This window comes from Kitasatospora sp. NPDC058406, from assembly GCF_042722765.1.
Taxonomy (GTDB): domain Bacteria; phylum Actinomycetota; class Actinomycetes; order Streptomycetales; family Streptomycetaceae; genus Kitasatospora.
Map to the genome: position 1 here is coordinate 1 of NZ_JBHXKE010000286.1, position 10366 is coordinate 10366.

11 protein-coding genes are annotated in these 10366 nt (G+C 72.5%); 10 read left to right on the plus strand and 1 reads right to left on the minus strand.

Going from position 1 to position 10366, the window contains the following annotated elements:
- The first annotated feature begins 100 nt into the window (after positions 1-100).
- The 5 genes from ACFWOG_RS35650 to ACFWOG_RS35670 all read left to right on the plus strand — a co-directional run bounded on the left by ACFWOG_RS35650 (position 101) and on the right by ACFWOG_RS35670 (position 4564).
- Positions 101-1207 (plus strand): aminopeptidase P family protein, encoded by a 1107-nt coding sequence (locus ACFWOG_RS35650; RefSeq protein WP_329949853.1) that lies wholly within the window; start codon positions 101-103, stop codon positions 1205-1207.
- A 55-nt stretch (positions 1208-1262) separates the two neighbouring features.
- Positions 1263-1826 (plus strand): elongation factor P, encoded by a 564-nt coding sequence (gene efp, locus ACFWOG_RS35655; protein ID WP_329882225.1) that lies wholly within the window; start codon positions 1263-1265, stop codon positions 1824-1826.
- 4 nt (positions 1827-1830) lie between these two features.
- Positions 1831-2268 carry a transcription antitermination factor NusB gene (gene nusB / locus ACFWOG_RS35660; protein ID WP_329882223.1) on the plus strand — a complete coding sequence of 146 codons (438 nt, stop codon included), beginning with the start codon at positions 1831-1833 and terminating at the stop codon, positions 2266-2268.
- A 161-nt stretch (positions 2269-2429) separates the two neighbouring features.
- Positions 2430-3275, plus strand: coding sequence for a thioesterase family protein (locus ACFWOG_RS35665; protein WP_380363478.1), 846 nt, complete (start codon positions 2430-2432; stop codon positions 3273-3275).
- 329 nt (positions 3276-3604) lie between these two features.
- The gene (locus tag ACFWOG_RS35670) at positions 3605-4564 is read left to right on the plus strand and encodes a hypothetical protein (RefSeq protein ID WP_329949854.1); all 960 of its coding nucleotides are present in this window, start codon (positions 3605-3607) and stop codon (positions 4562-4564) included.
- Positions 4565-4765: 201 nt separating this feature from the next.
- Here the strand turns inward: ACFWOG_RS35670 and ACFWOG_RS35675 are convergent, their stop codons facing one another.
- Positions 4766-5269 (minus strand): transcriptional regulator, encoded by a 504-nt coding sequence (locus tag ACFWOG_RS35675; RefSeq protein WP_045692870.1) that lies wholly within the window; start codon positions 5267-5269, stop codon positions 4766-4768.
- A gap of 328 nt (positions 5270-5597) precedes the next feature.
- Between ACFWOG_RS35675 and pyrR the strand changes: the two genes are divergently transcribed.
- Genes pyrR through carA form a run of 5 tightly spaced genes read left to right on the plus strand, consistent with a single transcriptional unit; the run spans position 5598 to position 10219 of the window.
- Positions 5598-6221: a bifunctional pyr operon transcriptional regulator/uracil phosphoribosyltransferase PyrR gene (gene pyrR / locus ACFWOG_RS35680; protein WP_329949855.1), complete on the plus strand. Its 624-nt coding sequence runs from the start codon at positions 5598-5600 to the stop codon at positions 6219-6221.
- Positions 6222-6226: 5 nt separating this feature from the next.
- Positions 6227-7204 (plus strand): aspartate carbamoyltransferase catalytic subunit, encoded by a 978-nt coding sequence (locus ACFWOG_RS35685; protein ID WP_329882218.1) that lies wholly within the window; start codon positions 6227-6229, stop codon positions 7202-7204.
- Positions 7201-8505 (plus strand): dihydroorotase, encoded by a 1305-nt coding sequence (locus ACFWOG_RS35690; RefSeq protein ID WP_329882217.1) that lies wholly within the window; start codon positions 7201-7203, stop codon positions 8503-8505. Before ACFWOG_RS35685 ends, ACFWOG_RS35690 begins: the two co-directional genes overlap by 4 nt.
- A complete protein-coding gene (locus ACFWOG_RS35695; protein WP_329882216.1) occupies positions 8502-9065 on the plus strand; it encodes a hypothetical protein in 564 nt (187 codons plus the stop codon). The genes ACFWOG_RS35690 and ACFWOG_RS35695 overlap by 4 nt, the downstream gene beginning before the upstream one ends.
- A complete protein-coding gene (gene carA, locus ACFWOG_RS35700) occupies positions 9062-10219 on the plus strand; it encodes a glutamine-hydrolyzing carbamoyl-phosphate synthase small subunit (RefSeq protein ID WP_329882215.1) in 1158 nt (385 codons plus the stop codon). Before ACFWOG_RS35695 ends, carA begins: the two co-directional genes overlap by 4 nt.
- Positions 10220-10366 lie beyond the last annotated feature (147 nt).

Sequence of the window (10366 nt, forward strand, 5' to 3'; positions counted from 1 at the left end):
CAGCCGCCGGACCCCTCCACGGGTCCGGCGGGCGCCGCCCGCGTGCCCGGGTGGGGGCGTTCGGCGGGCGGATCGGGGTGCGGGTTCGTACGCTCGACCCATGTCTGATGCGTACGCGGGCCGGCGGGAGCGGTTGCGGGAGCACTGCAGTGCGACCGGGGCCGACGCGGCGCTGATCACCAGGGCGGCGAACGTGCGGTACCTGACCGGGTGCCCGCCGTGCGGCGCGACGCTGCTGCTCACCCGGGATCAGGTGCTGCTGACACTGCCGGACGACCTGCCGCCGGACGACACGGGGGAGCACCTGATCGCCCCGGACGTCACCCAGGTGCCGGTCGCGGCGGGTGCCGACACCGCGCTGGCCGCCGCCGCCTCCGTGGCGGGGCTGCGGGTGGGACGGTTGGCGGTCGAGGAGCACGACCTGACCGTCGCCCGGCACCGGGCGGTGGCGGGTCTGGCCGAGGGGGCGCGGCTCGGCGACCTGGGCCAGGCGGTGGAGCGGCTGCGGGTGGTGAAGGACGAGCACGAGATCGCCGACCTGCGGATCGCGGCCGAGATCGCCGACCAGGCGCTCGGCGAGCTGCTGGAGTCGATCCTGGTCGGCCGGACCGAGCGGCACCTGGCGATGGAGCTCGAACGCCGGATGATCGACCACGGCGCGGACCGGGCGGCCTTCCCGGTCTCGGTCGGCACCGGCAGCCACTCGGGCCAGCAGGCGCACCAGCCCACCGACCGGAGGGTGGAGGAGGGCGACTTCCTGACCGTGGTGCTCGGCGCGCGGTACCGCGGGTACGGGGTGTCGACGGCCCGGACCTTCGTGATCGGAGCGGCCCCCGCGCCCTGGCAGGTGGAGCTGCACCGGCTGGTGTTCCGCGCCCAGCGGGCCGGCCGGGAGGCGCTCGGACCGGGCGTCGAGCAGTGTGTGCCCGACCGGGCCGTGCGGGAGATCCTCAAGGCGGCGGGGCACACCGAGACCTCTCCGCGCCCGGTCGGTCACGGCATCGGTCTGGAGATCCGGGAGGCGCCGCGCCTCGGTCCCTCGGACATGGGTAAACTGGACAGCCGCGTGCCGGTCACCGTCGGTCCAGGAGTCCACCTCCCGGGCCGGGGAGGCGTCCGGATCGAGGACACGCTCGTGGTGCGCCCCCTTGAGGAGGGCGGGCCCGAGCTGCTCACCATCACCACCAAGGAGCTCCTCGCCCTGTGACCCAGGACGCAACCCCTTGGTTCCTTGACAGCTATATCCAGGAGTAAGTGCGCCCGTGGCTTCCACGAACGATCTCAAGAACGGCATGGTCCTCAAGCTGGAGGGCGGCAAGCTCTGGTCCGTCGTCGAGTTCCAGCACGTCAAGCCCGGCAAGGGCCCGGCCTTCGTGCGCACCAAGCTCAAGGAGGTCCTGACGGGCAAGGTCGTCGACAAGACCTTCAACGCCGGTACCAAGGTCGAGACCGCCAACGTCGACAAGCGCGGCATGCAGTTCTCGTACAAGGACGGCGAGAACTTCGTGTTCATGGACACGGACACCTACGACCAGATCCCGGTCGAGCCGGCCGTCGTCGGCGACGCCTCCAAGTACCTGCTGGAGGGCTTCGAGGCCCTGGTCGCCATGTACGAGGGCGCCCCCCTGTACATCGAGCTGCCGGCCTCGGTCGAGCTGCTCATCTCGCACACCGAGCCGGGCGTGCAGGGCGACCGCTCCACCGGTGGCTCCAAGCCGGCCACGCTGGAGACCGGCGCCGAGATCGCCGTCCCGCTCTTCATCGTCACCGGCGAGAAGATCAAGGTCGACACCCGCGACGGCAGCTACCTCGGCCGGGTGAAGTAAGTCCGTGTCGTCCGCACGCACCAAGGCCCGCACGCGAGCCTTCCAGATCCTGTTCGAGGCCGACCACCGTGGGGTCGACCCGCTGACGGTCCTCGCCGACTGGGTGGCCCGGGCCCGGGAGCCCAAGCCGGACGAGGGCACCCCGCAGGTGGGCGAGTACACGATGGAGCTGGTCGAGGGCTACGTCCAGTACGCCCGCCGCATCGACGAGCTGATCTCGCAGTACTCGGTCGGCTGGACGCTCGACCGGATGCCGATCGTGGACCGCAACGTCCTGCGGCTCGGCGCGTACGAGCTGATCTGGGAGGACGGCGTCCCTGACGCGGTCGTCCTGGACGAGGCGGTCGAGATCGCCAAGGAGTTCTCCACGGACGACTCCCCGGCCTTCGTCAACGGCCTGCTCGCCCGCTTCATGGAGCTGAAGCCCGGCATCCGCCGGTAGCGGCTCCCCACGTCACCGACGGCCGTCGGACCGGGAACGGCCCGACGGCCGTCGTGCGTTCTCCCGTGGTGGCGTATGTTGGTGCCCTACTCGCCAGTAACCCGGTGCGCCGGCGGCCCACGCCCGTCGGCGACCCCGCAGCGAAGGGCAGGCCACCCCCCATGACCACGGCGATCCGCAGCGAGTTCGACCAGGGCATCGCGCTGACCCCGCATCCGGACGAGTCCGGCCGGTACGACGGCGAACTCGGCGCCGGCTGGCAGATCGGCGGCGGCGTCAACGGCGGACTGCTTCTCGCGGTGGCCGGCCACGCGCTCGCGCTGGAGCACGGCTCCCGCCCGGAGAGCGCCGACCACGCCGACCCGGTCTCGATCAGCGGTTACTACCTCTCCGCCTCCACGCCCGGCCCGGCCACCGTCCGGACCGACGTGATCCGCACCGGCCGCTCGCTCTCCACCGGCACCGCCTCGCTCAGCCAGGACGGCGTCGAGCGGCTGCGGGTGATCGCCACCCACGGCGACCTCGCCGCGGTCGAGGGCGAGGTGCGCACCAGCGCCCGGCCGCCCCAGCTGCCGCCGCCGGACCAGTGCGTCGGCGTCGAGCACGCGCCCAAGGAACTCATCGCGCAGGCCGCCCTGTTGGAGCGGTTCGACATGCGGCTCGACCCGTCCACCATCGGTTGGGCGCTCGGTCAGCCGTCGGGGGAGGGGCGGATCCAGGGATGGTTCCGGCTCGCCGACGGGCGCGAGCCCGACCCGCTGCTCCTCCTGCTGGTCGCCGACGCGCTGCCGCCGGTCACCTTCGACCTCGGCATGCCGGGCTGGGCGCCGACCGTCGAACTGACCGTGCACCTGCGGGCCAAGCCCGTTCCGGGGTGGCTGCGGGTCGTGCACGCCACCCGGAACCTGGCCGGCGGGTACTTCGAGGAGGACGCCGAGGTCTGGGACGAGGCAGGCCGACTGGTCGCGCAGTCCCGCCAGTTGGCCCGGGTGCCGCGCCAGGCGTGAGGCTGTACGGGACGGGCGCGCGGTCGTGTCGGAGCGCCCGGCGTGCGGAGTGGGCAGGCCGGCGCGAGGCCGGTCGAGTGCGCCGGTTCTCCTGAGCTCGGAGTGATCGGTCCAGTACGAGGCGTGACCGAGCGACGGCGCGTGAGCCGGATGCGCGGGGCGTGACGGCCCGTCCGCACAACCGTGCGTGACTCCAAACACCCGATTCACCCTCGGTTACAGTCCTGTGACACGCCGTACGTGTGCGCCACGCGGGGTTGGGGAGGACAACGGTCGGCGGCGACCCCCGCCGCCGACCCGACCGCCGCCCGCCCGCCCGAGGAGTCCCGATGAGCCGCAACGGCCGCGCCCGCCGCACCCCCGACTGCACCGCCGCCGGTCCCCGGCCGCGGGCGCGCTCCCGGTACGAGCGGGCCGAGCGGGCGGACCGGGCGGAGCGGACCGAGGGGCACGAGCGGATCGAGGGACGCGACCGGCACCGGGCCGACAACGGCGGCCAGGCCTTCGTCATCGGCGTGCTGGCCAGCGCGGCCGACTTCGAGCGGGCCCGCGCCTGGCAGCTCTCCGACGCCCCGGACCACGAGCAGTACCTGCACGAGACCGCCGAACTGCTCGCCGAGGCCCGGCGCCGCTTCGACACCGTCCGGGCCCGGATGTTCCACCCGCAGGACTTCGCCGACTTCTGTCTGCTGCACGGGCTCGACCCGGCCGAGCCGGCCGCCCGCGACCGGTACCTCGTCAACCCGCCGCTGCAGACCCAGCTCCTGGCCTACCAGGGTGAGGAGCTGGTCGGCGACTACGTCCCCCGGCTGGTCCGGGCCCGGGAGAACGGGCTGACGCTGCGCCATGCCGACCTCCTGCTCGACGGCGGGCTGTACGGGGAGCGCGACGAGGCGGTGCAGGCGGCCTACGAGCGCGGCGCCGAGGTGTTCCGCCGGATGCTGCTCGGCGCCGGCAGCGGGGTCTACGAGCTGCGCCTCGCGGTGGACGCGCCGGGCGGACGGCTCACCGCGGCGGCCCGGGTCCTCCAGTGGGAGGACGGTGTGGTGCGGATCAACGACGAGGACCTGGAGCTGCTCTGCGCGGTGCTCTGCACGGGGCTGGCCCGCGAGCTGCCGGCCCTGGCGGTGCTGCACGGCGCGCAGGGCTCTGCGGCGTCCTGCGGGGAGTACCGGCCGACGGCCTGGGCCTGGGCGAGCGAGGGCCGGGTGTGGGCGCCGGCGGGCGGCCCGGTCCGGCTGGACGGGGTGGCCGCGGAGCCGGGCTACCGGCTGGAGACGGTCTGCTGAGCGGTCCGCCGAGCGGCCCGCCGGGGGGCGGCGGGCCGGTGGGGCGGAAGCCGGGGCGGCCGGTGCGGCGTCGCCGAGGACGCGCCGCGGCGCGGCTCCCGGAAGGGGAGCCGCGCCGTGACGTTTCTGCTGGGTACTGACCCGGCCGCTGCTTCGGGTACTTCCGGTCTCCCGCGGCGGCGGGAGACGGTGCGGCCAGCCTCAGCCCGCCTCCTCCTCGCGCACCGCGCGGCGCGCGTCGGGGTTGAGCACACCCCAGGAGATCAGCTGCTCGGTGAGGATCGACGGCGACTGGTCGTAGATCACGGCGAGGGTGCGCAGATCGTCCTGGCGGATCGACAGCACCTTGCCGTTGTAGTCGCCGCGCTGGCTCTGGATGGTCGCCGCGTAACGCTGCAGCGGACCGGCCTTTTCGGACGGGACCTGGGTCAGTCTCTCCAGGTCGAGGACCAGGCGCGGCGGCGGCTCCGCCGCACCGCCGGGCGTCCCGCCGGGCAGCAGCTCCTGCACCGGGACCCCGTAGAACTCCGCCAGTTCGGCCAGCCGCTGCACGGTGACCGCACGGTCGCCGCGCTCGTACGAGCCGACGACGACTGCCTTCCAGCGCCCCTGGGACTTCTCCTCGACACCGTGCAGGGAGAGCCCCTGCTGAGTGCGGATGGCTCGGAGCTTGCCTCCGAGCTGCTTCGCGTAGTCGCTGGACATTGATCTCCCCGGACGAGATTGCTTCGCGTTCAGTGGTGGGTCACGGGCGATTGCCGGCGTCGCTACCGGTAGGTTCGACGCCCATCTCGTAACTCACTGTGAGGTTACGTAGAGTGAGGTAGTTGCGTCAAGCCGAATGGGGCAGTCGTGCGAATGGCCCGCATCAGCCGTGCGTCCGGCGCGTGAACCCGGAGAAGCGGAATGATGGACGTCGGTTAGCCGGCGGCCGCGCTGATACGATGAACCGAGGCCACGCCGCGTCGGCGGGGCCCTTCCAGACATCCTTTAAGACCCGTCCCGTGAGGCGGGGAAGGAGGTCCGCTTCGGCATGACCGCACACCACGAGACCGCTCCGCGACCGCCGCACCAGGTGCTGGACGGCACGGACATCGCCCGGGTCGTCACCCGGATAGCGCACGAGATCGTCGAACGCGCCAAGGGCGCCGAGGACGTCGTGCTGCTCGGCATCCACACCAGGGGCGTCCACCTCGCCAAGCGCCTGCACACCCGGCTGGCCCAGATCACCGGACGCGACATCCCGCTCGGCACCCTGGACATCACCATGTACCGGGACGACCTGCGGCTGAAGCCCGCCCGCGCCCTGGAGCACACCGAGATCCCGCCCGGCGGCATCGACGGCAGACTCGTCATCCTCGTCGACGACGTGCTCTTCTCCGGCCGCACCATCCGGGCCGCGCTCGACGCGCTCAACGACATCGGCCGGCCGCGCGCCGTCCAGCTCGCCGTCCTGGTCGACCGCGGCCACCGCGAGCTGCCGATCCGCGCCGACTACGTGGGCAAGAACCTGCCCACCTCGCTGCGCGAGGCCGTCCAGGTGCGGCTCGCCGACCGCGACGGCGTGGACGCCGTCCTGGTCGGGGACCGCGACTTCGCGGCCCGCTCCTCGCAGGCCCTGGCCGCCCAGCCGTCCGCACCGCACCTCCCGGAGTAGCCCGCGTGAAGCGCCACCTCGTCTCCGCCGCCGATCTCACCCGCGACGACGCGCTGCTCATTCTGGACACCGCCGAGGAGCTGGCCCAGCTCTCCGGTCGGGCCGTCAAGAAGCTGCCCACGCTCCGCGGCCGGACGGTCGTCAACCTCTTCTTCGAGGACTCGACCCGGACCAAGACCTCCTTCGAGGCCGCCGAGAAGCGGCTCTCCGCCGACGTCATCAACTTCTCCGCCAAGGGCTCGTCCGTCTCCAAGGGCGAGAGCCTCAAGGACACCGCGCTCACCCTGCAGGCCATGGGCGCCGACGCGGTCGTCATCCGGCACCACGCCTCCGGCGCGCCGGCCCGCCTCGCCCAGTCCGACTGGCTGCACGGCAGCGTGATCAACGCCGGTGACGGCACCCACGAGCACCCCACCCAGGCGCTGCTCGACGCGTTCACCATGCGCCGCCACCTCAACCCGGGCCACGGCCACGACCTCGCGGGCCGCCGGGTGACCATCGTCGGCGACATCCTGCACAGCCGGGTCGCCCGCTCCAACGTGCACCTGCTGACCACGCTCGGCGCCCACGTCACCTTCGTCGCCCCGCCGACGCTGCTGCCGATCGGCATCGAGAACTGGCCCTGCGAGGTCAGCTACGACCTGGAGAGCGTGCTCCCCAAGTCGGACGCCGTGATGATGCTCCGGGTGCAGCGCGAGCGGATGAACGCCGCCTTCTTCCCGACCGAGCGCGAGTACAGCCGCCGCTACGGCCTCAACGGAGCCCGGATGGCCCAGCTGCCCGGGCACGCCATCGTCATGCACCCCGGCCCGATGGTCCGCGGCATGGAGATCACCGCCGAGGTCGCCGACTCGCCGCGCTGCACCGTCGTCGAGCAGGTCGCCAACGGCGTCTCCATCCGGATGGCCGTGCTCTACCTGCTGCTCGGCGGAGCCACCCTCAACGACGCCCCCCGCACCGACTCCGTGGAGACTGCTCAGTGACCACCTACCTGATCCGCAACGCCCAGATCCTCGGCGGTGCCCCGCAGGACCTCCACCTCGCCGACGGCATCGTCCAGGCGATCGGCACCGGCCTCGACGCCGAGGTCGACATCGAGATCGACGCCGGCGGGCTGATCGTCCTGCCCGGCCTGGTCGATCTGCACACCCACCTGCGGGAGCCCGGCCGCGAGGACGCCGAGACCGTCCTCACCGGCACCCAGGCCGCCGCCAAGGGCGGCTTCACCGCCGTCCACGCCATGGCCAACACCTTCCCGGTGGCCGACACCGCCGGCGTGGTCGAGCAGGTCTGGCGGCTCGGCCAGGAGTCCGGCTACTGCGACGTGCAGCCGGTCGGCGCCGTCACCGTCGGCCTGGAGGGCAAGAAGCTCGCCGAGCTCGGCGCGATGCACGACTCCGCGGCCGGTGTCCGGGTCTTCTCCGACGACGGCAAGTGCGTCGACGACGCCGTGATCATGCGCCGCGCCCTGGAGTACGTGAAGGCCTTCGACGGCGTCGTCGCCCAGCACGCCCAGGAGCCGCGCCTGACCGAGGGCGCCCAGATGAACGAGGGCCAGGTCTCCGGCGAGCTCGGCCTGGGCGGCTGGCCCGCCGTCGCCGAGGAGGCGATCATCGCCCGCGACGTGCTGCTCGCCGCGCACGTCGGCTCCCGGCTGCACGTCTGCCACGTCTCCACCGCCGGCTCGGTCGAGATCGTCCGCTGGGCGAAGGCCAAGGGCTGGGACGTCACCGCCGAGGTGACCCCGCACCACCTGCTGCTCACCGACGAGCTGGTCCGCTCCTACGACCCGGTGTACAAGGTCAACCCGCCGCTGCGCACCGCCGAGGACGTCCAGGCGCTGCGCAAGGCGCTCGCCGACGGCACCATCGACGCCGTCGCCACCGACCACGCGCCGCACCCGTCCGAGGACAAGGACTGCGAGTGGGCCGTGGCCGCGATGGGCATGGTCGGCCTGGAGACCGCGCTGTCGGTCGTCCAGCAGACCATGGTCGAGACCGGCCTGCTGAACTGGGAGGGCGTCGCCGACCGGATGTCGCACCGCCCGGCCCGGATCGGCCGTCTGGCCGGGCACGGCCGGCCGATCTCGGTGGGTGAGCCCGCCAACCTGGTGCTCTTCGATCCCGCGTACCGTGGTGCCGTGAATCCCGACAGCTTCGCCACCCGCTCCCGGAACACGCCCTACCGGGGCCTCGACCTGCCCGGACGGGTGCACGCCACCTTCCTGCGCGGCACCGCGACCGTGCTGGCCGGCGAGCTGGTCGAGCAGGGCGGGCTCGCGTGACCTCCGCCCTGCTGGCCCAGGAACAGGCCAGGGTCACCAACTGGCCCGGCTACATCGGCTGGGCGATCGGTCTGCTCCTGGTGATCAGCCTCGTCTACTGGCTGATGCGCCAGGGCTGGAACTGGCGCCGCACGCTGCAGTCCGGCATCCCGCCGCTGCCCGCCGTGCCGGAGCGCGCCGGCCGGACCATCCTGGAGACCAGCGGCCGGTACCACGGCAGCACCACCGCCGGGAACTGGCTCGACCGGGTCGTCGCGCACGGCCTGGGCACCCGCAGCCGCGCCGACCTGACCCTCGGCGCGAACGGCCTGCTGGTGCAGCGCCCCGGCGACGTCGACTTCTGGATCCCCGCCGACCACCTGACCGGTGCCCGTACGGACTCCGGGATAGCCGGCAAGGTCGTCCCGTCCGGACTCCTCGTCGTCTCCTGGACGCACGAGGGCACCGAGCTGGACTCCGGGTTCCGGTTCGACCACCCCGACGAGCACGCCGCCTGGGTCGAGGCGATCGCTCGATTTGCCACACGTACGACCACGAAGACGGAAGAGGCCGCGCAATGACCGCACCTGCCCCCACCACGCAGCGCCAACGGCGGGAGCGTATTCCCGCCGTGCTCGTCCTGGAGGACGGCCGGACCTTCCGCGGCGAGGCCTACGGTGCGACCGGCGAGACCTTCGGCGAGGCGGTCTTCAACACCGGCATGTCCGGCTACCAGGAGACCCTCACCGACCCGTCGTACCACCGTCAGGTGGTCGTGATGACCGCCCCGCAGATCGGCAACACCGGCTGGAACGACGAGGACGACGAGTCCAAGCAGATCTGGGTCGCCGGGTACGTCGTCCGCGACCCCGCCCGCGTCGCGTCCAACTGGCGCTCGCTCCGCCCGCTCGACGAGGAGCTCGTCCGACAGGGCGTCGTCGGCATCAGCGGCATCGACACCCGGGCGCTCACCCGCCACCTGCGCGAGCGCGGCGCCATGCGCTGCGGGATCTTCTCCGGCGAGGCGCTGGCCGACCAGGCCGAGCTGCTCGGCCGGGTGCAGTCCTCGGCCGAGATGAAGGGCGCCGACCTGTGCGCCGAGGTCGCCACGACCGAGTCGTACGTGGTCCCGGCGATCGGTGAGAAGCGCTTCACCGTCGCCGCGCTGGACCTCGGCATCAAGGCGATGACCCCGCAGCGGATGGCCGAGCGCGGCATCGAGGTGCACGTGCTGCCGGCGAACTCGACCGTCGAGGACGTCTACGCCGTCAACCCCGACGGCGTCTTCTTCTCCAACGGCCCGGGCGACCCGGCCACCGCCGACCACCAGGTCGCCGTGGCGCAGGCGGTGCTGGAGCGCAGGACCCCGTTCTTCGGGATCTGCTTCGGCAACCAGATCCTCGGCCGCGCGCTGGGCTTCGGCACGTACAAGCTCAAGTACGGCCACCGCGGCATCAACCAGCCGGTGCAGGACCGCACCACCGGCAAGGTCGAGGTCACGGCGCACAACCACGGCTTCGCCGTGAACGCACCGCTGGACAAGGTGAGCGACACCCCCTTCGGGCGCGTCGAGGTCTCCCACGTCTGCCTCAACGACGACGTGGTCGAGGGCCTCCAGGCCCTGGACGTCCCCGCCTTCAGCGTGCAGTACCACCCTGAAGCGGCAGCGGGTCCGCACGACGCCGCCTACCTGTTCGACCGCTTCGTGAAGCTCATGGAGGGCCAGCGTGCCTAAGCGCAGTGACATCAAGTCCGTTCTGGTGATCGGTTCCGGCCCGATCGTGATCGGTCAGGCGGCGGAGTTCGACTACTCGGGTACGCAGGCGTGCCGGGTGTTGCGGGCCGAGGGTCTGCGGGTGGTGCTGGTGAACTCGAACCCGGC

Excerpts from the sequence above, each read along its gene's own strand:
- ACFWOG_RS35650 (WP_329949853.1), top strand. The coding sequence starts at position 101 with ATGTCTGATGCGTACGCGGGCCGGCGGGAGCGGTTGCGGGAGCACTGC.
- ACFWOG_RS35665 (WP_380363478.1), top strand. The coding sequence starts at position 2,430 with ATGACCACGGCGATCCGCAGCGAGTTCGACCAGGGCATCGCGCTGACC.
- ACFWOG_RS35670 (WP_329949854.1), top strand. The coding sequence starts at position 3,605 with ATGAGCCGCAACGGCCGCGCCCGCCGCACCCCCGACTGCACCGCCGCC.
- ACFWOG_RS35675 (WP_045692870.1), bottom strand. The coding sequence starts at position 5,269 with ATGTCCAGCGACTACGCGAAGCAGCTCGGAGGCAAGCTCCGAGCCATC.
- pyrR (WP_329949855.1), top strand. The coding sequence starts at position 5,598 with ATGACCGCACACCACGAGACCGCTCCGCGACCGCCGCACCAGGTGCTG.
- carA (WP_329882215.1), top strand. The coding sequence starts at position 9,062 with ATGACCGCACCTGCCCCCACCACGCAGCGCCAACGGCGGGAGCGTATT.